24 protein-coding genes are annotated in these 26,405 nt (G+C 69.7%); 14 read left to right on the plus strand and 10 right to left on the minus strand.

Annotation, left to right across the window (positions count from 1 at the left end; genetic code table 11):
* Positions 1 to 35: 35 nt before the first annotated feature.
* The 3 genes from CFN17_RS08510 to CFN17_RS08520 are packed head-to-tail and all read right to left on the minus strand — an operon-like array spanning position 36 to position 1,912.
* The gene (locus tag CFN17_RS08510; RefSeq protein WP_208750976.1) at positions 36 to 623 is read right to left on the minus strand and encodes a DUF3618 domain-containing protein; all 588 of its coding nucleotides are present in this window, start codon (positions 621 to 623) and stop codon (positions 36 to 38) included.
* 18 nt (positions 624 to 641) lie between these two features.
* The gene (locus CFN17_RS08515) at positions 642 to 1,052 is read right to left on the minus strand and encodes a phage holin family protein (protein WP_208750977.1); all 411 of its coding nucleotides are present in this window, start codon (positions 1,050 to 1,052) and stop codon (positions 642 to 644) included.
* Positions 1,049 to 1,912 carry a hypothetical protein gene (locus CFN17_RS08520; protein ID WP_208750978.1) on the minus strand — a complete coding sequence of 288 codons (864 nt, stop codon included), beginning with the start codon at positions 1,910 to 1,912 and terminating at the stop codon, positions 1,049 to 1,051. The genes CFN17_RS08515 and CFN17_RS08520 overlap by 4 nt, the downstream gene beginning before the upstream one ends.
* 176 nt (positions 1,913 to 2,088) lie before the next feature.
* On the opposite strand from CFN17_RS08520, the gene CFN17_RS08525 reads away from it, so the two are divergent.
* The gene (locus tag CFN17_RS08525; RefSeq protein ID WP_208750979.1) at positions 2,089 to 3,057 is read left to right on the plus strand and encodes a spermidine synthase; all 969 of its coding nucleotides are present in this window, start codon (positions 2,089 to 2,091) and stop codon (positions 3,055 to 3,057) included.
* Between the two features lie 65 nt (positions 3,058 to 3,122).
* Here CFN17_RS08525 and CFN17_RS08530 read toward each other — a convergent pair whose 3' ends face one another.
* Positions 3,123 to 4,043 carry a LysR family transcriptional regulator gene (locus tag CFN17_RS08530; protein ID WP_208750980.1) on the minus strand — a complete coding sequence of 307 codons (921 nt, stop codon included), beginning with the start codon at positions 4,041 to 4,043 and terminating at the stop codon, positions 3,123 to 3,125.
* Positions 4,044 to 4,174: 131 nt separating this feature from the next.
* Between CFN17_RS08530 and CFN17_RS08535 the strand changes: the two genes are divergently transcribed.
* Both CFN17_RS08535 and CFN17_RS08540 read left to right on the plus strand, forming a co-directional pair.
* A complete protein-coding gene (locus tag CFN17_RS08535; protein ID WP_208750981.1) occupies positions 4,175 to 5,557 on the plus strand; it encodes an MFS transporter in 1,383 nt (460 codons plus the stop codon).
* 105 nt (positions 5,558 to 5,662) lie between these two features.
* The gene (locus CFN17_RS08540; protein ID WP_208750982.1) at positions 5,663 to 6,412 is read left to right on the plus strand and encodes a 3-hydroxybutyrate dehydrogenase; all 750 of its coding nucleotides are present in this window, start codon (positions 5,663 to 5,665) and stop codon (positions 6,410 to 6,412) included.
* Positions 6,413 to 6,511: 99 nt separating this feature from the next.
* On the opposite strand, the gene CFN17_RS08545 is transcribed toward CFN17_RS08540, so the two are convergent.
* The 3 genes from CFN17_RS08545 to CFN17_RS08555 form a co-directional block, all read right to left on the minus strand.
* Positions 6,512 to 7,150 carry a LysE family translocator gene (locus CFN17_RS08545; RefSeq protein ID WP_208750983.1) on the minus strand — a complete coding sequence of 213 codons (639 nt, stop codon included), beginning with the start codon at positions 7,148 to 7,150 and terminating at the stop codon, positions 6,512 to 6,514.
* 87 nt (positions 7,151 to 7,237) lie between these two features.
* Positions 7,238 to 8,734, minus strand: a complete 1,497-nt coding sequence (locus CFN17_RS08550) for an amino acid permease (RefSeq protein WP_208750984.1) — start codon at positions 8,732 to 8,734, stop codon at positions 7,238 to 7,240.
* 114 nt (positions 8,735 to 8,848) lie between these two features.
* A complete protein-coding gene (locus tag CFN17_RS08555) occupies positions 8,849 to 9,316 on the minus strand; it encodes a protein-tyrosine phosphatase family protein (RefSeq protein ID WP_208750985.1) in 468 nt (155 codons plus the stop codon).
* Positions 9,317 to 9,473: 157 nt separating this feature from the next.
* Between CFN17_RS08555 and CFN17_RS08560 the strand changes: the two genes are divergently transcribed.
* From CFN17_RS08560 to CFN17_RS08575, 4 genes are all read left to right on the plus strand, one after another.
* Positions 9,474 to 10,379: an IclR family transcriptional regulator gene (locus CFN17_RS08560; protein ID WP_261792418.1), complete on the plus strand. Its 906-nt coding sequence runs from the start codon at positions 9,474 to 9,476 to the stop codon at positions 10,377 to 10,379.
* 181 nt (positions 10,380 to 10,560) lie between these two features.
* Positions 10,561 to 12,258, plus strand: coding sequence for a urocanate hydratase (locus CFN17_RS08565; protein WP_208750986.1), 1,698 nt, complete (start codon positions 10,561 to 10,563; stop codon positions 12,256 to 12,258).
* 9 nt (positions 12,259 to 12,267) lie between these two features.
* Complete coding sequence (gene hutH, locus CFN17_RS08570; RefSeq protein ID WP_208750987.1) at positions 12,268 to 13,860, plus strand: histidine ammonia-lyase; 1,593 nt, start codon at positions 12,268 to 12,270, stop codon at positions 13,858 to 13,860.
* 152 nt (positions 13,861 to 14,012) lie between these two features.
* A complete protein-coding gene (locus CFN17_RS08575; protein ID WP_208750988.1) occupies positions 14,013 to 14,249 on the plus strand; it encodes a hypothetical protein in 237 nt (78 codons plus the stop codon).
* Between the two features lie 92 nt (positions 14,250 to 14,341).
* Here CFN17_RS08575 and hutG read toward each other — a convergent pair whose 3' ends face one another.
* Positions 14,342 to 15,304, minus strand: a complete 963-nt coding sequence (hutG, locus tag CFN17_RS08580; protein ID WP_208750989.1) for a formimidoylglutamase — start codon at positions 15,302 to 15,304, stop codon at positions 14,342 to 14,344.
* A gap of 73 nt (positions 15,305 to 15,377) precedes the next feature.
* Positions 15,378 to 16,820, minus strand: coding sequence for an NCS2 family permease (locus CFN17_RS08585; protein ID WP_208750990.1), 1,443 nt, complete (start codon positions 16,818 to 16,820; stop codon positions 15,378 to 15,380).
* A 117-nt stretch (positions 16,821 to 16,937) separates the two neighbouring features.
* Between CFN17_RS08585 and CFN17_RS08590 the strand changes: the two genes are divergently transcribed.
* Entirely contained in the window at positions 16,938 to 17,549 is a 612-nt protein-coding gene (locus tag CFN17_RS08590; RefSeq protein WP_208750991.1) for a copper resistance CopC family protein, read from the plus strand.
* Here the strand turns inward: CFN17_RS08590 and CFN17_RS08595 are convergent.
* Positions 17,546 to 18,172, minus strand: coding sequence for an FAD-binding protein (locus CFN17_RS08595; protein ID WP_208751405.1), 627 nt, complete (start codon positions 18,170 to 18,172; stop codon positions 17,546 to 17,548). The genes CFN17_RS08590 and CFN17_RS08595 overlap by 4 nt on opposite strands.
* Positions 18,173 to 18,651: 479 nt before the next feature.
* On the opposite strand from CFN17_RS08595, the gene CFN17_RS08600 reads away from it, so the two are divergent.
* The 6 genes from CFN17_RS08600 to CFN17_RS08625 all read left to right on the plus strand — a co-directional run bounded on the left by CFN17_RS08600 (position 18,652) and on the right by CFN17_RS08625 (position 26,390).
* Positions 18,652 to 19,689, plus strand: coding sequence for a universal stress protein (locus CFN17_RS08600; protein WP_208750992.1), 1,038 nt, complete (start codon positions 18,652 to 18,654; stop codon positions 19,687 to 19,689).
* 54 nt (positions 19,690 to 19,743) lie between these two features.
* Entirely contained in the window at positions 19,744 to 22,440 is a 2,697-nt protein-coding gene (locus CFN17_RS08605; protein WP_208750993.1) for a PEP/pyruvate-binding domain-containing protein, read from the plus strand.
* Positions 22,437 to 23,201, plus strand: coding sequence for a hypothetical protein (locus CFN17_RS08610; protein ID WP_261792419.1), 765 nt, complete (start codon positions 22,437 to 22,439; stop codon positions 23,199 to 23,201). Before CFN17_RS08605 ends, CFN17_RS08610 begins: the two co-directional genes overlap by 4 nt.
* A 126-nt stretch (positions 23,202 to 23,327) precedes the next feature.
* Positions 23,328 to 24,428: a hypothetical protein gene (locus CFN17_RS08615; protein ID WP_208750994.1), complete on the plus strand. Its 1,101-nt coding sequence runs from the start codon at positions 23,328 to 23,330 to the stop codon at positions 24,426 to 24,428.
* Positions 24,425 to 25,465, plus strand: a complete 1,041-nt coding sequence (locus tag CFN17_RS08620) for an ABC transporter ATP-binding protein (protein ID WP_208750995.1) — start codon at positions 24,425 to 24,427, stop codon at positions 25,463 to 25,465. Before CFN17_RS08615 ends, CFN17_RS08620 begins: the two co-directional genes overlap by 4 nt.
* On the plus strand, positions 25,452 to 26,390 hold the full coding sequence (locus tag CFN17_RS08625) for an ABC transporter permease (protein ID WP_208750996.1): 939 nt from the start codon (positions 25,452 to 25,454) through the stop codon (positions 26,388 to 26,390). The genes CFN17_RS08620 and CFN17_RS08625 overlap by 14 nt, the downstream gene beginning before the upstream one ends.
* The last annotated feature ends 15 nt before the right edge of the window (positions 26,391 to 26,405 follow it).

Genomic DNA, 26,405 nt, shown 5'->3' on the forward strand with positions numbered 1-26,405 from the left:
GACTGCGCAGGACGGCCGGCCGGCTTCAAGCGGGACTACACCTGCCGGACGTTGTCCCTGGCTTCGAGGGTGCGGTCCTTGACGTCCGCAACGGCGTCCTGACCCTCCGCCTTGACGTGCTCGGTAGCGTCTGCAGCCGTGGCCTTGACCTGTTCCACTGCCGCCTGGGCGGGTTCCTTGAGGCCCTCGGCCACGTGCTTCGCCGCCTCTGTCAGCTCCGTCGTAAGCGGTTCGGCCGCAGTCTTCAGTGCGTCCGCGGCTTCGCGTTCCTTCTCACTGGCCGGGAACAGGGAGGAGACCAGCAATCCGGCCCCAAAAGCGATGAGGCCTGCCGCGAGCGGGTTGCCCTGCGTCCTGGCCTTCACCTCAGCGGGCGCATGCCCGATCGCAGAGCCGGCGTCACCAACGTGCGCGCCGGCGCTGCCCGTGGCGTGGTCCGCTGCCCCCATGACCTTCTCTTTCGCGCCAAAGACGGCGTCCTTGACGTTTTCTTTGATTCTGTCAGTTTGCCGCTGGACGACGTGCGATGGGGTGACCTTGTCCGCCACGGCGTCCACATTGGTGCCGAGCCGCGCGCGGGTTGCTTCGATATCTGCTCGGATGACATCCGGGTTTTCACTCATCGTATTTCCTCGCTGGGTCTAGGGGGTGGGCTTGAGCGTGGGCGGGATTTCCTGAAGGGTCGCGGCGGTCTGGGGCAGGCCCTTGACCGCTTTGAGTTCCCTGCGGCCGATCGAGGCCAGGACGGCGGCAGTGATGCCCCAGATCAGGGCGACGACGACGCCGGACCAGCCCAGTCCCATCAGGGTGCCGAGCGCCCACCAGAGCGCCAGGGACAGGAACAGGAGCGCGAAGTTGCCCGCGACACCTGCTCCGGCAAGCATTCCGCTGCCCTTGCCGGCCCGGGCGGCCGACTGCTTCAGTTCGACCTTGGCAAGCTCGACCTCCTGCCGCATCAGGGTGGACATGTCCCGGGTGACCTCGCCCAGGAGGTCGCCGAGGGAGGACGTTTCAGCCTTCGCTTGAGCGGTGGTCGGAGGGATTTCGCTCATCGGGGGCCGCCGTCGTAGGGGTCTTCACGCAGGGGATTGGGCGGATATGTGTCCGCGAAGCCCGCCGTCGTCGTTTCCGGAGCCGGCATCTGCACCGGTGGCGGCGGAACCGCATTCCCGGTGTCCGGCACCCGGCTGATCGGCGCCGACGGCATCCCGGCGGTCGGCGGAGCACCGGCCGGGGCGCCGGGGGTGGCCGTCGCGGCGCCCGGTTCGGGGGCTCCTGCGCTGAGGCTGCGGCTGAGCCGGCCGGCCAGGATGCCCGCTCCCGCAGCGAGCAGGAGGAAGGTCCCGGGCTTCTGCCGGGCGAAGGACTTCACCTCGCTCAGGAGCGAACCCGGATCCCGGCCGTCAAGCCATGTGGCTACGGCGGAGGACCGCTCAGCCGCCTGTCGCACGAGGTCGGTGGCGACCCCGGGCTGCTCGGAGGCCGCGGCCATGGAGTGCAGTTCGGCCGAGACGGAGCGCAGGCCCTCGGCCACCTTCTGCTGCTGCACGCCGGCCTGTTCAGTGAGGTCGGATTGTGCCTGGTGCAGGAGGTCCCGGGCGTTTGCCTTGGCCTCGGCGACCACGTGGGTGGCTTCGGCCTTGGCGGTCTCGGCCACGGTGTGGGCGGAGTCCCCCGCCTGCCGGGAGACCGCTGCTGCCTCGTCTTTGGCGGTGTCGGCCGTTGAGCCGTTTGTTGTCGGCGGCTGCAGCCCGGTCGCCGGGGCGCCCGTTATCGGCGCCTGCGACGGGGTCGCGCTGTAGATTTCCCCGCCTGCATCGGGAGGAAACGTCGATTCCTGGCGGAGGGGAGCCTGCCGGGCAGCGGCCGGGCTGCCGTAGCTTCCATCCTGGGGCCACTCGTGCTCTGTCATCTTCGCTCTCTTTCCAAGAAGATCTGCTGCTGATCAGACGCCAGCATTGCTGGAGTTAAATACTAAGCATGATTACTAATAAATAGTAAGCACACTTGCTTATTGAATTTGGTGCGGGCATGGGTTATTCGGCCGGTGAACTAGGGTTGAAACATGGAGAATGCGGGGGAGATCTGATGGCGAAGCGGGGCAGGGGCCGCACTGCAGGGGGCGGTGCAGCAGCAACCAAAGCCGACGCGCCAGGGGTGGTGGAGCTCTCCAAGGGTTCCCGCCCGGCCGGTCCTGTGGCCGGGGTGTACTACATCGACACCGGCGACTGCGAACTGATCCCCGACCAGGACAACTCCGCCGGCTGGCTGCTGCGCATCAACGGCGTCATGAGCTCGCACATCGACCTCGACGACCCCTTGTTCCTCGACTTCGAGTACATGCGCTGGATCGCCGCCCTGGTCGAGTCGCGCTGGCCGCGCGAATTAAAGCCGAAGCTGCGCGCCCTGCACCTTGGCGGCGGGGCATGCTCGCTGGCCCGCTACTTCCACGCCGCGTACCCGGACGCCCGGCAGGTTGTGGTCGAGCTCGACGGCAAGCTGGCCGAGTATGTACGCGGCTGGTTTGACCTGCCCAAGGCCCCGCTGCTGCGCCTGCGGGTGGGGGAGGCCCGCGAAGTCACCGAGAGCCTGACCCCGCAGACCCGGGATCTGATCATCCGCGACGTCTTCGCCGGCTCCCTGACCCCGCGGCCGCTCACCACGCGGGAGTTCGCAGACCATGCCCGGCGTGTCCTCGCGCCGGGCGGGGTCTACGTGGTCAACTCCGGTGATGCTCCGGACCTCAGGAATGCCCGCGAAGACGCCGCCACCATCGCGGACGCGTTTGCGCACACCGTGATCATCGCGGACCCGGCCATGCTCAAGGGCCGGCGCTACGGCAACATGATCATCGCCGGCAGCGACAGCCCGTTCGACGACGATCCCGGACTCGCGCGCCGCCTCCTGGGCGGGGCGGTCCCCGCCCATATCTGGAACGACGGGAAGGTGCGGGCCTTCGCGGCCGGCGCCGCCGTCCGCCACGACCCGAAGCGGCCGGAACTGAAGACCCCGGACCTCCCCAACCCGGACCTCCCAACCCCGTCGACTGCTCCGTAACTGCCCTTTTGGCGCCCCAAAACGGCCGTTACGGAGCAATCGATGCGGTCACATGAGGTCCTGCCCTACGAAGTCCGGCCGGGCGGGGCGTAGCCGCGGCCCAGAAGGGCATCGCGGTGCGCCGCGGTCTCTTCGCGCAGGGCTTGCACCAGGGCCGCGACAGCAGGCCGGCGCATCGAATCCGGCCGCAGCACCATCCAGTAGGGGAGCAGCTCGGCGAAGTCCTCGGGCAGTAGCCGGACGAGGTCCGGATGCCGGTCCGCCGTGAAGCAGGGCAGGAAGCCGATACCGGCGCCGGCGCGGGTTGCCTCCACGTGGACAAAGACATTGGTGGAACTCAGTCCGTCCCGCATCGCCGGCACCAGCCGCCGCGGGGCGTCCAGATCGTCCACTTGCAGCATCGAATCGACGAAATACACGAGGGAATGCGCCGTGAGTTCCTCCACGCTGGCCGGGGTCCCGTACTCGTCCAGATAGCTGCGGGAGGCGTACATGCCCAGCATGTATTCGCCCAGCTGAGCCGCCTCGGCCCGGTGCACCTGCGGCTCGCCGACCACCACCTCGATGTCCAGTCCCGAACGCTGCTGCAGTGCCCGCCGCGTCACGGTGATGATCTCCACGCTCAGGCCGGGGTGGTCGCGGCGGAGCCGGGCCACGGCCGGCGCGGCGATGTAGGCGCTGAACCCGTCAGTGGCGGTCATCCGGACCACTCCGGTGATGGGGTCCGGCGTGTGCCCGGGCTGGTCCAGGGTGCGCACGGCGCCTTCCACCTGTTCCGCCACCCGCACGGCCTCGGCGCCAAGGTCGGTGAGCTCCCAGCCGCCCGCCGCGCGCGAGAGGACCCGGCCGCCCAGCGCCTTCTCCAGGGCGGCGATCCGCCGCGAGACAGTGGTGTGGTTCAGCCCGAGGGCCTGGGCCGCCGTCGTAAATTTCCCCGAACGGGAGACGGCGAGCAGGACCAGAAGGTCGTCGGGATTGGCATTCATATCTGCAATTTTGCACACACTTGGTGCCGGTTTGGCCATTGAAACGCCGACTTTGTGCGGCAATACTCAATGGAGCCATTTCAGTGCTGTGCGTCACAGCGCGTGTCACCGTGGACACTAAGGAGAACCAGATGAGCGTAAACGAACGCTCTGCAACATCGCCCGCCGTACCCGCATCCAAGGGTTCCGGGCTCAAGAAGATCGTCGCAGCATCGATGGTGGGAACCGTCGTCGAATGGTACGAATTCTTCCTCTACGCCACCGCCGCCACCTTGGTGTTCGGCAAGTACTTCTTCCCCGCCACCGGCAACGACCTGGACGGCATCATCCAGGCGTTCCTGACCTACGCCGTTGGCTTTGTGGCCCGCCCGCTCGGCGGAGTGGTCTTCGGCCAGATCGGCGACAAGCTGGGCCGCAAGCCCACGCTGCAGCTGACCATCATCATCATTGGTGTCTCCACCTTCCTGATGGGCTGCCTCCCGGGCTTCGCGTCGATCGGCTACCTGGCGCCGGCACTGCTGGTCATCCTGCGCTTCATCCAGGGCTTCGCGCTGGGCGGCGAATGGGGCGGCGCCGTGCTGCTGGTCGCCGAGCACAGCCCCAACAAGTCTCGCGGGTTCTGGTCCAGCTGGCCCCAGGCCGCCGTTCCGGTGGGCAACCTGCTGGCCACCCTGGTCCTGTTCATCATGTCCAACGCCCTCAGCGCGGCCGACTTCCTCGGCTGGGGCTGGCGTGTGGCGTTCTGGCTCTCGGCCGTGATCGTGTTCGTCGGCTACTACATCCGAACCCACGTCTCCGAGGCCCCGATCTTCCTCGAGGCGAAAGCGCAGATGGAAGCCGAGCAGGCTGTCAGCTACGGCGTGCGCGAAGTCGTCCGCAAGTACCCCAAGGGCATTCTGCAGGCCATGGGGCTGCGGTTCGCCGAAAACATCATGTACTACCTCGTGGTGAGCTTCTCAATCGTTTACCTCAAGAGCGTCCACAAGTACGACACTTCGTCGTTGCTGCTCGCCCTGCTGATCGCCCATCTGGTTCACTTCCTGATCATCCCGCAGATCGGCCGCCTCGTGGACAGCTGGGGCCGCAAGCCGGTCTACCTGGTCGGCGCCATCAGCGGCGCCACGTGGCCGTTCTTCGCCTTCCCGATGTTCGACACCAAGAGCCCGGTGATCATCGTCTTGGCCGTCACGATCGGCCTGTGCCTGCACGGCTTCATGTATGCCGGCCAGCCGGCCCTGATGTCGGAGCTGTTCCCCACCCGGATGCGGTACGCCGGCGTTTCGCTGGGCTCGCAGGTCACCTCGATCTTTGCCGGTTCGCTGGCGCCGCTCTTGGCGACCGCGTGGCTCAAGGACACCGGCTCCTGGCTGCCGACCGCAATCTACCTCGTGGTCGCCTGTGCCGTCACCACTGTGGCGGTGCTGAGCCTGAAGGAAACCAAGGGCATTGCCCTGGAAGACGTGGACCGGGCCGACGCCGAACGCGAAGGCCTGGCTGCAGCAGCCGCACGCTGAGCTGCTTGAGCCCTGCTCCCGGAAGCAGGGCAGCCTGAGTTTGGGCCGGCTCCAGCCACGCTGGAGCCGGCCGCCTCACCTGAAACTTCAATGGAAGGCCGAGACATGGAAAACACGCTGAACGGACGCAAGGCACTGGTTACCGGCGGTGCCAGCGGGATCGGCGCGGCCAGCGCCCGCGCCCTGGCCGCCCGCGGGGCCAAAGTGGTCATCGCGGACGTGGACGAGTCCGCCGCCGCGGCCCTCGCCGACGAGATCGGCGGCACCTCGTGGGCCGTCAACCTGCTCGACGTCGACTCCCTCCAGACGCTCAGCCTGGACTGCGACATCCTGGTGAACAACGCCGGCATCCAGCGCATCAGCCCCATCGAGGAGTTCGCTCTGGACGATTTCCGCCGCCTTATCACGCTCATGCTCGAGGCGCCGTTCCTGCTGATCCGGGCCGCGCTGCCGCATATGTACGCCAACAACTTCGGCCGGATCATCAACCTGTCGTCCGTCCACGGGATTCGGGCCTCGCCGTTCAAGAGTGCCTACGTCTCGGCCAAGCACGGCTTGGAGGGCCTGAGCAAGGTCACCGCGCTCGAGGGCGGCGCCCACGGCGTCACCTCCAACTGCATCAACCCCGGCTACGTCCGCACACCCCTGGTCGAGTCGCAGATCGCGGACCAGGCCAAGGTGCACGGCATTGAAGAGTCGGAGGTCCTCGCCAAGATCATGCTGACCGAATCCGCGGTCAAGCGGCTGGTGGAGCCCGAGGAAGTCGCGTCCCTGGTGGCGTGGCTGGCCTCCGACGACGCCGGTATGGTCACCGGCGCCAGCTACACGATGGACGGCGGCTGGTCGGCCCGCTGACCGGAACCCGCCGCCAAACACCAACGCGGGGTCAGGCAGCGCCCATCCGCAGGGCATTTATGGGCGCTGTCTGACCCCGCGTTGTGCTGCGAGAGCCGTTCACTGGTTCTTCGCGCCCGTCAGGGCCAGCGTGCCGCCGAGGCCGATCATCATGACGCCGCCGGTGGTGCTGAGTGCGGCGATCCGCCGGGGTGAACGGGCAAACCAGTGCCGGGCCGTGCCCGCCGCCAACGCCCAGGCGCTGTCGGACGCCAGCGCGATCAGCAGGAAGGCCGCGCCCAGGATGCCGAGCTGGACCGGGATCGCGCCGGCGGGATAGTCCACAAACTGCGGGAGCACGGCCACGAAGAACACGATCGACTTCGGATTCGTGGCCCCCACAATGAATCCCTCCCGGAGCACCCGGGCAGTCGAGGCCGGGTCCGAGGGGCCGGCCGCCGTCGTCCGGCCGCCGCGGTGACGGATCGCCTGGATCCCGAGGTAGACGAGGTAGGCGGCGCCGGCGAACTTCACCACGCTGAACAGCACGAGGGACTGGGCCAGGACCACCCCGACGCCCAGGGCCACCGCGGCGATCTGCACCGCCTCGCCGGCGGCATTGCCCAGCACGCTCAGCAGTCCGCCCTTGCGGCCCAAGGCCAGGGTCCGTCCGATCACGAACAGGACGCTGGGCCCCGGGACGGCGATGAGCACGAGCGCGGCAAGGGCAAAGGCCAGGAGGTTGGTGGTGGGAACCATGCCTGATCTTAACCCCGCAGGGCCGCCCCGGGGAGGGCTCCGGAGCGGCAGGAACTTCAGCGGGGCGGCAGGGTTTCAGGGCAGGGTTCAGCGGCCGGCGGGCACCTGCGGCAGCTGGGCCGTTTCATCGGTGAGCTCCGCCCGGGCGCGGCCGTGCCCGCGGACCCATAGCCGGTAGGCCACCACCAGCAGGCCGAGCCAGACGGCGCCCACGTACAGTGCCACGCGGGTGTCCTCGAAGGCGCCCAGGATCACGATCACCAGGGCCATGAAGGCGATGGTCAGCACGGAGGCGGCGGGCCACCACGGGGACGGGAACTCCGAGGCCGGCAGTCCCTTGCGCGCGATCTCGCGCTTCATCGCCACATGGGAGGCCAGAATCATTGCCCAGACCCACACGGTGGCGAAGGTCGCGATCGAGGCGATGATCAGGAACACGTCCTCCGGGATGACGGCGTTCAGGACCACGCCCACCAGCAGGATGCCCGTCATCATCACCACGGTCATCCACGGCACCCCATGGCGGGAGACTTTACCGAAGCTGGCCGGGGCGTGGCCCTGCCGGGCCAGGCCGAAGAGGATCCGGCCCGCGCCGAAGATGTCGCTGTTGACGGCCGAGAGCGCCGCCGTGATCACCACGGCGTTGAGGATGTGCGGCGCGGCGGGAATGCCCAGGCTGCTGAAGATCTGCACGAACGGGCTGCCGTTGCTGCCGATCTCGTCCCACGGGAACAGGCTCATCAGCACGCCCAGGGTCAGCACGTAGAACAGCAGGACGCGGACGGGAACGGTGTTGACGGCCTTGGGGATGACCTTTTTGGGATCGGCGGCCTCACCTGCGGTGATGCCGAGGGTCTCCACCCCGCCGAAAGCGAACATGACCACCGCGAACGAGGCCAGGAGCCCTTCAAACCCGTTGGGGAACAGGCCCCCGTGATCTACGAGATTGCCCACCCCGGGTGCCACGGTGGCGCCGCCGGTCTGGAAGCCGAAAACGATGATCGCGGCACCGCCGGCGATCATGGCGATGATGGCCGCCACCTTGACCAGGGAGAACCAGAATTCGAGCTCGCCGAAGACCTTGACGCTCAGCAGGTTCAGGGCGGCGAGGAAGAAGATAATGGCCAGGACCCAGACCCAGCGCTCCACCCCGGGGAACCAGAAACCCATGTAGATGCTGAAGGCCGTGACGTCGGCGATCGCTACGATGGCCATCTCGAAGACATAGGTCCAGCCGGTCACGAAGCCGGCCAGCGGGCCCAGGTAGCGGCTCGCATACTGGCCGAACGAGCCCGACACCGGGTGCCGCACCGCCATTTCGCCCAGGGCACGCATCACCATGAACACGGCGGCGCCGCCGATCATGTAGGCGAACAGGACGGCGGGCCCGGCCTTCTGGATCGCGGAGGCGGAGCCGTAGAAGAGCCCCGTGCCGATCGCCGACCCCAGTGCCATGAAGCGGATGTGGCGTACGTTCAGTCCCCGGCTGAGTACGGAATCGACGGCTGCGCCGACGGCGGTGGCGGCACTGCCGCTGCCGGGCTCGGCGGGCGCCGGCCTCGTGGCTGTTTTGGCTTGTTGCATGCGAATACCTTCTCGTCATTGGGAGGGGGATCGCTATCCAGCAGACCATGTCCGGCGCCCCTGTGATGAGTCTCACGGGAGCTTGGTGTCTTTCATTTCAGACTATTCGGCGGCTCAGGCGGCCGGTCCGGGCTGGCCGTCCGGCCGGGCGGGGGCCCGGAAGCGGGCGACGTACAGCCGCTGCCACGGAGTTTCCACTGTCCGCCGGTGGTACAGGCGGCGGACGTACGCGACCGCCTGGCGGGGCGGAACGCCGTCCAGGATGGCGATGCAGGCCAGTGCCGTGCCGGTCCGGCCGATGCCGCGCCAGCAGGCCACCTCCACCCGTTCGGTTTCGGACCGGCGCCAGGCCTCGCGGAAGGCATCGAGCGCGTCCGGCTGGTCCACGGGAAGCCGCAGGTCGGGCCAGCGCAGCCAGCGGGACTCCCAGTCGACGCGGGGCGGCTGTTTGCCCAGCAGGTAGAGGCCGAACTCGGGAAGCGGGCCGTCGGGGACGGGGTAGTGCAGACCGCGGCCGCGGATGGTCCGGCCGGACGGAAGGACCAGGACGCCGTCCTGGGATGGCTCCCACGTCTGCTTCATGTTCCAGATCGTAGTCCTTCCACGGCGCGGCCGGGGACAGGGGAATTGTCCGGCATTCCAGACAGAGGGTGCACCCGACGGTCTGGCGGAGGGGTCCGGCCGGGCGCATGCTTAAGTACGGGATACCGGACACCGCCTGCTTTTTCGAAGAGGATCCATGCCAGCCACCAGCTCCACCGTGAACCACCTGCCGGCCGCGACCGCCGACACCTCGGCGTCCGCAACTGGGCCCGCGGCCGTGCCCAAGACTGCGCCCGCACCTGCCCGCAAAACCGCCGGCACCAAGGTGGCGTCGAAAGTGCCGGCGGCGGAAAATACCCTGCGCATCCTCAAACTGCTGGCCTCCCGGCGCGGGCCGATGGCGGCGTCGAACATTGCCACCGCGCTGGGCCTGCCGCGCTCGAGCGTCTACCACCTGCTCGGCGTGATGGAGGCCAATGGCTTTGTGCTGCACCTGCACGAGGAGCAGCGGTACGGCCTGGGGATCAGCGCCTTCGAGCTCAGTTCGGCCTACTCCCGGCAGGAGCCGCTCTCGCGGCTGGGCCGGCCCATGCTCGCTGCGCTCGTGGACGTGATCGGCGAGAGCGCGCACCTGGCGGTCCTGCACGGCCGCGACGTGCTCTACATCGTGGAGGAGCGGGCCAAGAACCGGCCGTCCCTCGTGACCGACGTCGGAGTCCGGCTGCCCAGCCACCTCACCGCGAGCGGCCGCGCGATTCTGGCCGCCCTGCCGAAGTCCCAGGTGCGGGCGCTGTATCCGAATGCAGCCGCGTTCACATCCCGGCATGAAACCGAGTCGCCCATCATGAAGTACTCCGCGCTGTCCTCGCACCTGGACCAGGTCCGGCAGCGCGGCTACGCCACCGAGCACGGCGAGGTGACGCCCGGTTTCGGCTCGATCGCGGCCGCCGTGACCGACCACGTCGGGTGGCCCACGGCCGCCGTCGCCGTCACGTTCCTGGAGGACAAGTTGCCCGCGGACCAGTGGCCGGCCCTGGCCGCGCGCGTGCAGAAGGTCGCGGACGACCTCTCGGTCCGCATCCACGGCCGCCCCTCGGCCTGACCCCCGGTCCCCGCCGGTGGCGGGAAACGGCGGCCGGACGGCGTCGGACAAGGGGGCGCCGGGGGTGTCTGGAATCCCGGACAGCACCCGTCCGAAGCCCCTGTTGACCCGGCCGCCGACAGGCTTTAGTAGATACAGAACTTCTTTCCCCACAAACACCCCAAGCAAGAAGGAGCCCCTCATGGCACCCGCCGATTTCACCACCGGTGCCCGCCCGGTCAAAGCAGCCCGCGGCACCGAGCTCACCGCCAAGAGCTGGCAGACGGAAGCCCCGCTGCGCATGCTCATGAACAACCTCGACCCCGAGGTCGCCGAGCGGCCCGATGACCTCGTGGTCTACGGCGGCACCGGCCGTGCCGTCCGGTCCTGGTCCGCGTTCGACGCCATCACCCGCACCCTGGAAACGATGGAGAAGGACGAGACCTTGCTGGTCCAGTCCGGCAAGCCCGTGGGCGTCTTCCGCACCAACGAATGGGCCCCCCGCGTCCTGCTGGCCAACTCGAACCTCGTCGGCGACTGGGCCACCTGGCCGGAATTCCGCCGGCTCGAGGCCGAGGGCCTGACGATGTACGGCCAGATGACCGCCGGGTCCTGGATCTACATCGGCACCCAGGGCATCCTGCAGGGCACCTTCGAGACCTTCGCCGCCATCGCCCGCAAGCTCACCGGCGACGAGAACGGCACCCTCGCCGGCACCCTGACCCTAACCGGCGGCTGCGGCGGCATGGGCGGGGCCCAGCCGCTCGCCGTCACCCTCAACGACGGCGCCTGCCTGATTGTCGACGTGGACGAGACCCGCCTGCGCCGCCGCGCCGGCAAGCGCTACCTCGACGAGGTCGAGACCGACCTCGACGCCGCAATCGCCAAGGTCCTCAAGGCCAAGGAAGAGCGCCGCGGCTGGTCCGTAGGCTACGTCGGCAACGCCGCCACGGTCTTCCCGGAGATCCTTCGCCGCCACAACGCCGGCGAACTCACCGTGGACATCGTCACGGACCAGACCTCCGCGCACGATCCCCTGAGCTACCTGCCCGAGGGCATCACGGTCGAGGAATGGCACCGCGAGGCCGCCGCGGACCCGGAAGGCTTCACCAAGAAGGCCCAGGCCTCCATGGCCAAGCACGTCCAGGCCATGGTCGAGTTCCAGGACGCCGGCGCCGAGGTCTTCGACTACGGCAACTCCATCCGCGACGAGGCACGCAAGGGCGGCTACGAGCGCGCCTTCGAATTCCCCGGCTTCGTCCCGGCCTACATCCGCCCGCTGTTCTGCGAGGGCCTCGGCCCGTTCCGCTGGGTGGCCCTTTCCGGTGATCCCGAGGACATCGCGGTCACGGACAAGGCCATCAAGGAGCTGTTCCCCGAGAACAAGCACCTGCACAAGTGGATCGACGCAGCGCAGGAGCGCGTCGAATTCGAAGGGCTGCCGGCCCGCATCTGCTGGCTCGGCTACGGCGAACGCGCCAAGGCCGGCCTGCTGTTCAACCAGCTCGTCAAGGAAGGCAAGGTCAAGGCCCCGATCGTCATCGGCCGCGACCACCTCGACTCCGGCTCCGTCGCATCCCCGTACCGCGAAACCGAAGCCATGAAGGACGGCTCCGACGCGATCGCCGACTGGCCGCTGCTCAACGCCCTGACCGCCGCCTCTTCCGGCGCCACCTGGGTCTCCATCCACCACGGCGGCGGCGTGGGCATCGGCCGCTCCATCCACACCGGCCAGGTCTCCGTGGCCGACGGCACCGAGCTCGCGGCCCAGAAGCTTGAGCGCCTGCTCACCAACGACCCCGGCATGGGCGTCATCCGCCACGCCGACGCCGGCTACGACCGCGCCCTCGAGGTCGCCAAGGAACGCGGCGTCCGCATCCCCATGAACGAAAGCAAGTAGGACTTCACCATGACTCTCACCACCCACGAACCGCTGACCGTCACCCTCGGCTCCAGCGGCGTCACGCCCGAGGACGTCGTCGCCGTCGCCCGCCACGACGCCAAGGTGACCATCGCCCAGGAAGCCCTCGACACGGTCGCCAAGGTCCGCGCCCACATCGATGACCTCGCGCACAGCGAGGTCCCGGCCTACGGCATCTCCACCGGCTTCGGCGCCCTGGCCAACCGGCACATCCCGAACGAGCTGCGCACCCAGCTGCAGAAGTCGCTGATCCGCAGCCACGCCGCCGGCATGGGCCCGGCCGTGGAACGCGAAGTGATCCGCGGCATCATGTTCCTGCGCGCCAAGACCCTCGCCTCCGGCCGCACCGGCGTCCGCCCCGTGGTCCTGCAGACCATGGTGGACGTGCTCAACGCAGGCATCACCCCGGTGGTGCGCGAATTCGGTTCGCTGGGCTGCTCCGGCGACCTCGCGCCGCTGTCCCACTGCGCCCTCGTGCTCATGGGCGAAGGCGAAGCCACCGGACCCGATGGCGAGCTCTACGGCGCCAAGGGCGGCCGCCCCGTCGCCGAGCTCCTCGCGGCGCACGGCATTGAACCCGTCACCCTGGCCGAGAAGGAAGGCCTGGCCCTCGTCAACGGCACCGAAGGCATGCTGGGCATGCTGCTGATGGCCATCGCGGACATCCGCCAGCTGCTGACGACGGCGGACATCACCGCCGCGCTCAGCGTCGAGGCGTTGCTCGGCACCGACCAGGTGTTCCTGCCCGAGCTGCACGCCGCACTGCGGCCGCACCCGGGCCAGGCCGCCTCCGCGGACAACATGCTCCGGGTCCTCGCCAACTCCCCGATCGTGGCCTCGCACCGGGTCAACGACACCAAGGTCCAGGACGCCTATTCGCTGCGCTGCGCACCCCAGGTGGCCGGCGCCGTCCGCGACACCGTGGACCACGCCGCCCTGGTGGCCTCCCGCGAGCTCGCCGCCGCGATCGACAACCCGGTGGTGCTGCCGGACGGCCGGGTGAGCTCCAACGGCAACTTCCACGGCGCCCCGGTGGCCTACGTGCTGGACTTCCTGGCCATCGCCGTCGCGGACCTGAGCTCCATCGCCGAGCGCCGCACGGACAGGATGCTGGACCCGGCCCGCTCGCACGGGCTGCCCGCCTTCCTGGCCTCGGACCCGGGCGTTGATTCGGGCCTGATGATCGCCCAGTACACCCAGGCCGGCCTGGTCTCGGACAACAAACGGCTGGCCGTGCCGGCGTCGGTGGACTCGATCCCGAGCTCCGCCATGCAGGAGGACCACGTGTCGATGGGCTGGCACGCGGCCCGCAAGCTGCGCCGCGCGGTGGAGAACCTGCGCCGCGTCCTGGCCGTCGAGCTCGTGACCTCGGCCCGGGCGCTGGACATCCGCACCCAGGCCTCCGGCGGCGAGCTGACCCCGGGTCCCGCAGGTGCGGCCGTGATCGCCGCGCTGCGCGAAGTGGTGGACGGCCCCGGCACGGACAGGTTCCTCTCGCCGGAGCTCGAAGCCGCGGACGCCCTGGTGGCGGCGGGCGGGGTCAAGGCGGCGGCCGAATCCGCTGTCGGAAATCTCGCCTGACAGGAAACAAAATGCACCGCAGCTGAACAATTCCCGGCGCCCCCGAAATCTTTGACGACACGCACGTCGGGGGCCCGGGAACTGTAGTACAAATGGAAAGTCCACACCAACGACGTTGTGGCAAAGAACACATACAAAGGGGTAGAAGTTCAATGAAAGCACGCGGCACGGTTCTGTCCAGGCGCCTTGCAACGGCAGCGACGGTTTCGGACTGGAGCGGCCTCCGGGTCGGCGAACGGGTCGAGATCGTCAAGCACGCACAGGTCATTGCGGCCGGTGAGGTCGAAGAAGTCTCACTGAGCGGCAATGTGCTTTGGCTGGTCCCGGGAGGGCCGTCCGAGACGCAGCTTTTCCTTCAGTCCGACGGCGTGCAGGTACGCCGCGCATAGCACGCAATAAAAAGTCCCCCTCTTTCCCCGGCCCGCATCAGGCGGAACCGGAGAAGGAGGGGGACTTTTGCGTTGGGTGAGTTGTTCGGCGCCTACCCCAGCAGTGTGTTGACCAGCCGGGCGGCGACCCTGGCGGTGCGGGCGTCGATGTCGAACTCCGGGTTGAGCTCGGCCACATCCAGGTGCAGGAGCTTGCCGCTCGCGGCCACCTGCCGGCACACGGCGCTGATCACCGGCAGCGGCACCCCGTACGCGGCCGGGGCGCTCACGCCGGGGGCCACAGACGCCGGCAGGACGTCGAGGTCGATCGTCAGGTACAGCGCGTCCACCCGGGCCAGGAACGCCGCCACGAACTCCTGCGCGGCCTCCGCGGAGCAGTCCTCGTCCAGCAGGTAGTCCACGCCGAGCTTCTCCGCGGTCCGGAAGAGCGTGGGGGTGTTGTTCGGTTCGGAGATCCCGACGACGGCGTAGCTCAGTTCGCGGCCGGCGGCCGCTTCGGCGCGGGCCATCTGCAGGAACGGCGTCCCGGAGCTGGGCACCGGTTCGTCGCGGAGGTCGAAGTGGGCGTCGAGGTTCAGCACGCCCACCTTCAGCCCGTCGCGCACGGCTGCCGAGCCGGCGACGCCGAGGTAGCTGGCGAACGCCGTTTCGTGGCCGCCGCCCAGGACCACCGGAAGCTGCCCGGCGTCGATGATCCGGGAGATGGCGTGCCCGGCGCGTTCCTGTCCGGCCTCGAGGGAATCGTCGCGCACGGTGACGTCGCCGGCGTCGTGCACGTCCCGGTCAAGATGGTAGGCGAGCGGCCCCAGGGCGGCCCGGATGGCGGCGGGCGCGGCAGCGGCCCCGACCCGGCCCTTGTTGCGGCGCACGCCTTCATCGCTGCCGAAGCCGAGGATGACGGCGGGCCGGGCGCCGGAGAGGGACGCGGCCCGGCCGGCGGGCGGGGCGTAGGGGGTCACCGCCTGCCACCAGCGCCGGTGTTCGGCGCCTTCGCCGTCGAACCTCCCGGTCCAGGGCTGCGGCGGGACATCAACGGTCAGAGCAGGAGATTCCATGGTCCTAGCTCACCGCAGCCGGCCCCCGAAAACCAGCCGCTCCGCCGTCGTGCTGTCCGAAATCCCGGAAACCCTAGTGGATGCCGAGGGCCGCTTCGATCGGGCCGATGGCGAAGAACAGCGTGAACGCGGCCGCCACCACCCACATGAGCGGGTGCACCTCGCGGGCGCGGCCCTGGAACAGGCGGATCAGCACGAAGCTGATGAAACCGGCGCCCAGGCCGTTGGCGATCGAGTACGTGAACGGCATGAGGGTGAAGGTCAGGAAGGCCGGGATCGCGATGCCCCAGTCCTGCCAGTCGATCTTGCCGACCTGCGAGACCATCATGAAACCGACGATCACCAGTGCCGGGGCCACGGCCTCGAACGGGACAAGGTTGATCAGCGGGGTGAAGAACATGGCCACGAGGAACAGCAGGCCGGTGACGATCGAAGCCAGGCCGGTGCGGGCGCCTTCGCCGATGCCCGCGCCGGACTCGACGTAGATCTGGTTCGAGGACACGGACGCGCCGCCGCCGATGATCGCGCCCAGGGCGTCCACCTGCAGCACCCGGTCAACGTTGGGGATGTTGCCGTCCTTGTCGATGGTCCCGGCCTCGGTGGCCAGGCCGACCATGGTGCCCATGGCGTCGAAGAAGATGCTGAGCAGGATCACGAAGGCCAGGAGGGTGGCGGCGACAAAGCCGAGGTGCTCGAAGGCGCCGAACGGGTTGGCCTTGCCGATCAGGGACAGGTCGGGGGCGGCCCACTCGGAGAACTTGGGTGCGACCAGGGACCAGCCCTGCGGGTTGTGGGTCTTGCCGTCGAAGCTGGGGCCGATGTGCAGGGTGGATTCCAGGATCACGGACAGGATGGTCGAGGCCACGATGCCGATCAGGATCGCGCCCTTGACCTTGCGGACCACGAGGGCGATGGTCAGGATCAGGCCGAAGACGAACACGAACGTGGGCCAGCCCAGCAGCTTGCCGTCGAAGCCCAGGCCCACGGGAACGGTGGTGCCGGCGACGTCCGGGATGCGGCGCACGAAGCCGGCGTTGACGAGGCCGATCAGGGCGATGAAGAGGCCGATGCCGACCACGATCGCGGTCTTGAGGCCCTCAGGGACGGCCTTGAACACGGCCGTCCGGAAACCGGTGAGGACCAGGATCAGCATGGTGATGCCCGAGAGCATCACCAGGCCCATCATGTCCGGCCAGGACAGCCCCGGGTTCGTGGCGACGGTGACGGCGACGAACGCGTTGACGCCGAGCCCGGTGGCCAGGGCGAAGGGGTGCTTGGCCCACGCGCCCATGAGGATGGTGAGGATGCCGGCGACGAAGGCGGTGACCGCGGCGACGGCGGCGAAGCCGAGCGTCGTGCCGGTCGAATCGGGTCCGGAGAGGATCAGGGGATTGAGCACCACGATGTAGCTCATGGCGAAGAACGTGGCGAACCCGCCGCGGATCTCGCGCGAGAAGTTCGACCCCCGTTCGGATATCTTGAAGTACCGGTCGAGTGCAGAGCCCTGCTTGAGCATTAGTCCTTAGTCCTCCGGACGGTCATGGGTGTTGCCTAAATCCTATGGGGCGCCCTGCGGCCGACCCCCCGTTTTCGCCTAGTCTGTAAGGAAGACAACACTAGGAGTAGCCTGCCCATGCGCCTGACCCGTCAGTTTTTGAGTGCCCTGATGGGCGCCTTCGTCCTCGCGGCCGTCCTGCTCGGAGCCGTGGGTCCGGCGTCCGCGCACGATACCGCCGAATCCACCAGCCCGGCCGCCGGGGCAACGGTCGCGACGCCGCCGGAGAAGGTCTCGGTCACCTTCGACCACAATCCGCTGGCCCTGGGTTCGCAGATCCTGGTCAACGACGCCGCGGGTACCAACTGGGCGGACGGTCCGGTGGAGATCGTGGACAACGTCGCGGCACAGAAGCTGAAGGCCGGCGCCCCCGCGGGCCTGTACACGGTGCAGTGGCGGGTGGCCAGTTCCGACGGCCACCCGATCGAGGGCACGTTCACCTTCACCGCCACGGCGGGTTCGACGGGGGGCGCGACGGCGGCTCCCGCGGTCCCCACGGCCGGCACCGCCCAGCCGGGCACCACCCAAGCGCCTGCGCCGGCGCCGGAGGAGACACCGTCGATTCCCTGGAGCGTCATGATCTTCGTTGCCGTGGCCGTCGGCATCCTGGTGGCCCTGGGTTTGATGGCCAAGCGCCGCCTCACCCCTGGGCCTGACAGCAGCGACAAGAGCGACCGCGGCGACACCTAGGCTGGAGCCAGGGCGAAGCCGCCGGGCAGCAGAGCCGGGAGGCCATCCGGGTACACCTTGGCGGAGATGGCCTGCCCCACCACCTTGGCCTGGCGGAGCACTTCCTTGGGCGTGGGCGTGATGAGCTCTCCGACCCCCACCAGGTACATGCCGAGGGCGTGCATGGCCGCCATGAGGTTTTGCCCGGCCGCCATGCCCAGCTGCGAGAGCATGCGGCGCAGCTGGCTGTGGGCGCAGCGGGTCAGGACCAGGTGATCGGCCAGCAGGACGCCGCCCGGGGTCTGGACGGCCCACTGCCCGGCGCGGGAGCCGTCGGTGCCCGCGTCCCGGAGGTCCAGCTGAAGGGCGCGGGTGTTGTTCCGGATGTCGAGTTTGTGGCTGGCGGCGTAGTTGCGCAGATGCCGCAGGATTTCGTTGCGCTCCTTCAGGCTGGCGGCATCCGCCGCGTCGCAGCGCTGGAGCGAGGAAGTGTTGGCCGGCTGGCCGGCTCCCAGGAGGTCCAGGCCGTCCACGATGATGGACGACACGCCGCGGCGCTGGAGCTCGCTGGCCACGGCAAGGCCGGAGAGCCCGGTCCCGATGACTACGGCCGTGGTCCGCTCAATCCCGCCGTACAAAGGCATGCTCGACACTGCAGGGTTCCTCCTCGAAATGGCGCCAGTCCGGGGTGAAACCCCGGACGCTGACCTCGGCCTGGTTTCGCGGCAGCCACCCCCGCGGCTGCGTTCTGAAATACCAGTCTCGGTTCAGCAACGCCTCGAAGAATACCTAAGAATCCCGTCCGTGGATAGAGGAGGTAGGACATTCGCTGAAGTCCCGGATTTCCGCGGATTCCCCGCATCGCATCAGGCCGGACCCGGCCCGAATGCCCGGAAAACCGGGTCCTCAAACAGCGTGTTAACTCTGCGTAAATCCTTCCGCCGGGAGCCTTCTGCGGCGTCCCCGGCGTCGTCTTGTATGTTCGCGGACAACCGAGAATAGTGGGGAAAAACAGGGGTTCCTGCGCCCGGTTTCCGGGTCGCCTCGCCGGTGAACGCCGGGCGCCGGTACTTCTGGCAGAATAGCCGGAACATCAGGCAAGAATGGCGAGGAGGCGGACCCCATGGGCCGTGAACAGGTGCATCCGGACCCGGCATGGGAGACCGGCGGCGACGTGCCGCCTCCGCGCGGCGTCGTGGTCGGCGTCGACGGCTCGGACCACAGCCACTGCGCCCTCGTCTGGGCGGCGCGGGAGGCCGAACGCCGTCGCCGTCCCCTGCACATCGTGACCGCCTACTCGGTGCCGATTTTCGCCGCGTCCGGGCTCGACGGCGGCTACGCGACGGTGGATGACTCGGTGATCCGCGAGGGCGCCGAAGCCATTCTCAAGAACGCCCTGGACAAGGTGGCCGGCTACAACATCGACGTCGACGCCTCCGTTGAAAACGGCGACGCCTCCGGCGTGCTGCTGGAACTGAGCGAGACCGCCGAGCTGCTGGTCTTCGGAAGCCGCGGGAGGGGCGGCTTTGTCGGCCGCCTCCTCGGTTCCGTCAGCAGCGCCCTTCCGGCGCATGCGAAATGCCCCACGGTCACCGTCCCGCTGATCTGCGCGGACCGCTTGGGCGAGACCACGGACGACAAACACGTCCTGGCCGAGCGGGCGAAGTCCGGGCACCAGCCGGTCGAGAATGTCGTGGTGGCCGGCGTTGACGGCTCCGAGCAGGCCCGCGTCGCGGTGCTGGAGGCCGCGGCCCAGGCCGAGCGGCTCTCCGCCCGGCTGCGGCTGGTGTGCGCAGTGCCGCAGTACACCGGCTCGCTGGCGTGGGTCCCCACCCCGATGGACCGGGACGCCCTCTTCGCCGATATCAAGGTCCAGCTCGACGCCGGTGTGGCCTGGCTGCGGAGCCACTTCCCGGGCCTTCAGGTCGAGACGCAGCTCGTGGACGGCTCTCCGGTCGACATCCTCGTTGAGGCCAGCCGGCACGTGGAACTCGTGGTGGTGGGCACCCGCGGCCGCGGCGGCTTCACCGGCATGCTGCTGGGCTCCACGTCCGACGGCGTCCTGCACCACGCCAAAGGACCCGTCATGGTGGTGCCGGACCGCGACGACCCCCGGCTGGCGGACCGGGCCAGCTTCGGCCCCATGCTCGGCGACTCCTAACGTTCCGACATCGTACTGAGGCTCGGGGCTCGACGTCGGAAGGACGGTCCGCTGATGGAGCAAGGGGCGGCACTTGTCGGGGCGGTCCTGGCCCTGGAGAGACTGGGCCCGGACATGCTGCCCGAGGTCGGCGGCAAAGCGGCCAACCTGGGCGGCCTGGCGCGGGCGGGCCTGCCGGTGCCGGCCGGGTTCTGCCTGACCACCCGGGCCTATCTGGACGCCACAGCCAGTCCGGCGCTGTCCGACGTCCACCGGGCCCTCGCCGCGACCGCCCCCGACGACCTGGCCGCGCTGGCTACGCTCGCGGCGGAAGCCCGTGCGCTGGTACTCGAGGCCGACGTCCCCGCCGGCATCGACGCGGCCGTGCGGGCGGCCTACGCGGCGCTCGGCCCGGACGCGGCGGTCGCCGTGCGGTCCTCCGCAACCGCCGAAGACCTGCCGTTTGCCAGTTTCGCCGGCCAGCAGGACACGTTCCTGAACGTGGTCGGCGCGGACGCCGTGCTGGCGGCGGTCCGGGAATGCTGGGCCTCGCTTTGGACGGACCGCGCCGTGACGTACCGGGCGGTGCAGGGGATCGGTCCGTCCACTGTGTCCCTCGCCGTGGTGGTCCAGCGCATGGTGGATGCCGCCGTGGCCGGGGTGCTGTTCACGGCCAACCCGGTCACCGGACGCCGCCACGAGGCTGTCATCGACGCCAGCCCGGGGCTGGGCGAGGCCGTGGTATCCGGCGCCGTTAACCCGGACCACTTCGTGCTCGACGGCGCCACCGGAAAGATCCTGGAGCGGAAAATCGGGGACAAGGCCCTGATGATCCGTTCCCTGCCCGGCGGCGGAACCGAACGGGTGGCGCAGCCCGGCGCCGCGTCCGCGCCAAGCCTGACCGATGCCCAACTGGCTGCGCTGGAACTCCTGGGCCGCCGCGCGGAGGTGCACTTCGGCGCCCCGCAGGACCTCGAATGGGCGATCGGGCACGACGGCGCCGTGTGGCTGACACAATCCCGGCCCATCACCACGCTCTATCCGATGCCGGACAGGCCGCCGTCCGGGCCGGGCCCGCGCGTCTACCTGTGCTTCAGCCTGGCCCAGGGGCTGACCCGGCCGCTGACGCCGATGGGCCTCGCCGGCATCCGGCTGATCGCGTCTTCCGTGGCGGGGGCCGCGCATTTTCCGGTGCCGGCACCGCGGGACGGGCCCGCGCCGTATGCGGAAGCCGGACAGCGCATCTTCTTTGATCTCACCCCCGTGGTCCGGAGCAAGCCCGGACGCGCGATCATCCCCCGGGTGTTCGACATCATGGAGGCGCGCTCGGCCGCCGTCCTGCGCCTGCTCTTTGCCGATCCCGGGTTCTCGGTCGTCATTGCCTCGCCGTGGCGTCTCCTGCGCCATGTCGGCCCGGTAGCGGCACGGGCCAGGGTCCCGGAGACCCTCATCCGCGCCCTGTTCCGGCCCGAGGCCGCGCTGCGCCGGGCCGGGCACGTGGGCGAGCAGCTCAGGGCCGCACTCCCGGTGCCCGCCGGCGCAACTGCGGCGCAGCGCCTGGAGCATGTGGAGCGGATCCTCGGGCACAACATCTTCCCGGTGGTCCCGGCCCTCCTGCCGCTGCCTGCCCTGGGGTTTGCCCTGCTGGCCGCCGCCGGGAAACTCGCCGGCAGCCCGGGGAACGGGGCGCTGCAGGACGTCCTGCGGGGCCTGCCGAACAACGTGACCACCGAAATGGACCTGGACCTGTGGTCACTGGCCGCCGCCATCCGGAACCACCCGGCCTCGGCAGCGGTGGTCGGGGATACCGCGCCGCCCGAACTGGCACGGCGCTACCGTGCCGGGGAACTTCCCGGCGTCGTGCAGTCCGGCGTGTCCGGATTCCTGAGCCGGTACGGCCACCGGGCCGTGGCGGAGATCGATCTCGGCATGCCCCGCTGGTCCGATGACCCGACCCACATCTTCGGAGTCCTGGCCAACTATCTGCGCGTGGATGACCCTGCGCTCGCCCCGGACCGGCAGTTCGCCAAGGCGGCGCGGGAAGCGGACGCCCAGGTGGAGCGGCTCGTCGCGGCCGCGACCCGGCGCAGCCGCCTGCACGGCACGCTGGCACGTGCCGCGCTGCGGCGGACCCGGATGTTCGCCGGCCTCCGGGAACTGCCCAAGTACCACCTCGTCGAGGCACTCGCCGCCGTCCGGCAGCAGCTGGCCGCGGTCGGAACCGAACTCGCCGCCGCCGGGGCAATCGACACCGCGGACGACATCTTCTTCCTTGACCTTGCCGAGGCGCACGCCGGCCTGGGCGGCGCTCCGCTACAGAGCATCGTCCAGGAGCGCCGGGAAGCATACGAGGCCGAACTGGGCCGCCGGCACATTCCCCGGGTGCTGCTCTCCGACGGCACCGAACCCGAAGCAGTGCAAAACGCCGGGCCGGCCGGCGCCGGCGTCGCGGCGGGGGTGCTCTCCGGGACACCGGCCTCGGCCGGCAACGTCAGCGCCCGGGCCCGCGTGATCCTGGACCCGCAAGGGGCGCACCTGGAACCGGGCGAAATCCTCGTGGCGCCGTCCACCGATCCCGGCTGGACCCCGCTGTTCCTGACGGCCGGCGGCCTCGTGATGGAAATGGGCGGCCCCAACTCCCACGGCGCCGTCGTCGCCCGGGAATACGGTATTCCCGCGGTAGTGGGCGTGCCCGATGCGACGTCGCGGATCGCCACGGGCCAAACCATCACGGTCGACGGCGCCGCCGGCACCGTGACACGGGCACCGTGACCCAGGAACCGCAGACGCCCGCGGCCGGGGAGCCCGACGTCTGCGGAGACCCGGCACCGGCAGCTCCGGCGCCCGCGCCCGCTGCCGCGCGTGAGGTTGGACGCGCCCCGGCACAGGACCGGGATGCGCGGCTGCCGGCATGGCTCGTGGAGCATCCGCTGACGGCAGGCTGGGCCTGGGCCGGGTTTTGGGCGGCACTGATCGTGGCCGACGAGTTCCTGGACCTCGCCGGCTGGTCCTGGTACGTGCTGGTGGGGATGGCGGCGCTGCCGACGCTGCTGGCAAGCATCGCCCTGCTGCACGCCACCCCGCGCCGGTACCTGAAACCGCGCCGGGACTCGGTCCTGGGGCACTTCTTTGTCCGCTTCCTCGCCCTGATCGCCGCGTTCCTCGTCTGGGGCGTCTCCGTGGTCATGAGCGCCTCGATCTCAACAACCGTGCAGTCGCTCGTCGGCGAATCCGAGCGCGAAGTCACCGCGGTGGGCTTCAACCTCCTGCTGGCCGGGATCCCGCTGGTCGTCTCCGTGCTGTGGCTGGCCTTCATCATCCGGTGCGCCTGGTTCCTGCGGCGGCTCCGGGGCTGGAGACAGGTGCCGAAATCCGGAACTGTCCCGAAGAAGTTCCTGCGCGGCAGTCCGCGGCTCAAGCGCGTGGTGGTCGGCCTGGCCCACCCCGGGCTGCTGCTCGTGGCCGGCCTTGGCACGTCAGTGCTCGCGTTCCTCCTCGGCTCGGTGGAGCTCACCCTGAATGTCCTGAAGTGACCCGCCGGGCGCCCGGGTCCAGGCGTACTGTTGACATATGAGCTGCAAAGCCGGAGCACGTATTCTTCAGGCGCCACACCGTGGACCCGCCATGAGCGGGGCACCTTGCAGGGGAGCGCGGTCACGATGACCCGCAAGTGGCTGCGCTGGCTGCCCGCCCTGGCCGTTCCTGCCGTCGTCGCCGCCGGTGCTCTGGCAGGATCGCTGCCTGCCAGCGCCGGGGATCCGCTGCCGCCCAAGACCCCCGAACAGGTGCTGCAACTCATGGCCCGGCACAGCGTGCCGGCCTTCTCCGGAACCCTGGAACAGTCCTCCGAGCTCGGCCTTCCCGAACTCCCCAAGACCGGGCCCGGCGCGGACTCCGCCACCTGGCTCGAACTGCTGACAGGACCGCACACCGCGCGCGTCTACCGCGACGGCCCGGATAAAGCCCGCATCCAGATCCTGGACCGGCTGGCTGAACGCGACGCCATCCGCAACGGCAGCGATCTGTGGCTGTACAACTCCAAGGACAACACTGCGGCCCACGCCCAGCTCCCGGCCGACGCCGCCGGCCGCGCCGGGCGCCACGGCGGCACAGATGCCACGGCCACCCCGGACCAGTTCGCCGGAAAGCTCCTGGCCAAGATTGACGCCAGCACGGCCGTGACGGTGGGCGCCGACGTCGAGGTCGCCGGCCGGGCCGCCTACAACCTGATGGTCACGCCGAAGTCCGACACGACGCTCGTCTCGTCCATCGCGGTGGCCGTCGACGGCGAGACCGGGCTGCCGCTGGGCGTTGAGGTCAAGGCCCGCGGACAGGCGGATCCCGCCTTCCGCGTCGCCTACACGAGCCTGACACTCGCAGCCCCCGATCCGTCCGTCTTCACGTTCAGCCCGCCGCCGGGCGCCACCGTGAAGGAGATTCCCGTCGCGGAGCATAAAGACGGCACAGGGTATAAAGACGGGCACAGGGACGGCACAGGGCAGGCCACGCCGCCGGCCACGGACGGCAGCCACAAGCCTGCCGTCACCGGCACCGGCTGGGATGCGGTCGTCGCCTTCCCGGCGGGTACGGCAAACCAGGCCTCGGACGCGGCCGACCTGCTCCAGCAGGCCACCGTTCCGGTCCAGGGCGGCCGGCTCCTGTCCACCGCGCTGGTCAACGTTCTGGTGCTCGACGACGGACGGGTCCTCGCCGGTTCCGTGCCACTGGAGCGGCTCCAGGCCGCTGCCGCGCAGAAGTGAGCGCCGCCCGGCCGCAGGCCGAGCTGAGTATCGAGACCGCGGGCCTGACCAAGCGGTTCGGTCACCAGCTCGCCGTCGACGGCGTCGACCTGGCCGTGCCGAAAGGCGCCGTGTTCGGCTTCCTGGGCCCCAACGGCTCCGGGAAGACCACCACCATCCGGCTCCTGCTTGGCCTGGCCTCGCCCACCGGCGGCACCGTGCGGATCCTGGGCGAGGAGATGCCGCGCAACTTGAACGACGTGCTGCCCCGGGTCGGCGCCCTGGTGGAGGGCCCTGCGTTCTACCCCTTCCTCTCCGGCGCCGCCAATCTGCACCGGATGGACGCCGCGTCACCCCACGGCCGGGCCGCCACGCGGCGGGCCCGGGTCGCGTCGGCCCTGGAGCGGGTGGGCCTGACGCACGCCAAAGACAAGAAGGTCCGGGCCTATTCGCTGGGCATGAAGCAGCGGCTGGGCATCGCAAATGCCTTACTGGCTCCGCGGGATCTCCTGGTGCTGGACGAGCCCACCAACGGCCTGGACCCGCAGGGCACCCGCGAAGTGCGGAGCCTGGTGCGCTCGCTCGCGGCCGATGGCGCCACGGTGTTCGTCTCCAGCCACCTGCTCGCCGAAGTGGAGCAGATCTGCACGCACGCTGCCATCATGAGCGCGGGACGCCTGGTGGCGCAGGGAACCCTGGCCGAGCTGCGGCGGGCGGGCCAGGCCAGGATCCGCGTTCTGACGCCGGACCCCGGCACCGCGGCGCGCGTGCTGGCCGGCCTGGGCCTGACTGCCGGCGTGACTCCCGACGGCGGCGGGCCCGCCGGTGCCGCGTCCGGCGGGAGGGACGCGGTCCTCTTTGCGCCGTTGCCGGCGCCCGCACCGGCGGGGTCGCCGCGGGGGACCGACGCAGTGGAAGCCGGCGCAGTGCAGCCCGAAGCCGTGGTGGCGGCCCTCGTGGCTGCGGGAGTCCGCGTCCGCGGTTTCGCGACCGAACAGGTCAGCCTCGAGGACCGCTTCGTGGCGCTCACGGGGGAGGGGTTCGATGTTGTCCAGTGACAGCCCGGTGTCCAACAACGGTTCCGCGGTGGGCGCGCCGCCGGCAGTCCCGCCGGCAGTCCCGCCGGCCGTCCCGCCGGCCGGAACGCCGGTCGGGGACCGGCGCCGGTTCCTGACCGGCGGGCTCGTCGCGTCCGAGGTCGGGGTGCTGTTCAGGCGGCGCAGGACCTGGGCCATGCTGTGCGCGCTGGCAGCCATCCCGGTCCTGATCGCCGTAGCGGTGAGGGTCTCCTCCGCCGTCCCGCCCGGCCGCGGCCCGGCGTTCCTGGACCGGATCTCCCAGAACGGCCTGTTTGTGGGCGTCACCTCCCTGGTGGTCGCGGTTCCGCTGTTCCTACCGCTGACGGTCGGTGTGGTGGCAGGCGACACGATCGCAGGCGAGGCCGGGCAGGGCACCCTGCGCTACCTGCTCGTGGCTCCCGCGGGGAGGATCCGGCTGCTGTTCGTCAAATACGCCGGCGCGGCGGTGTTCGTGGTCGCCGCCCCGCTGATGGTGGCCCTGACCGGAGCCGGAATCGGTGCGGTGCTCTTCCCGGTCGGGCCCGTGCCCCTGCTATCCGGCGGCACGATCGGCGCCGGGGAGGCCCTGGTCCGGCTCCTGCTGATCGCCGCCTATTTATCGCTTTCCCTGCTTGGGTTGTCGGCGATCGGCCTCTTTGTTTCGACCCTGACCGATGTTCCGGTCGGGGCGATGGCGGCCACCGTGGTGCTCTCCGTGGTTGCGCAGGTCCTGGACGCGCTGCCGCAGCTCGAGTGGCTGCATCCCTGGCTGTTCAGCCACTACTGGCTGGACTTTGGCGATCTCCTCCGCCAGCCGGTCTCGTGGGACTCCTTCGCCGCCAACGCGATCCTGCAGTGCGGCTACGTCGCCGTATTCGGGGCGCTGGCCTACGGCAGGTTCGTCACCAAGGACGTGCTCTCGTAGCACGGGGGACTGGCA

Source organism: Arthrobacter sp. PM3, assembly GCF_003352915.1.
Taxonomy (GTDB): domain Bacteria; phylum Actinomycetota; class Actinomycetes; order Actinomycetales; family Micrococcaceae; genus Arthrobacter.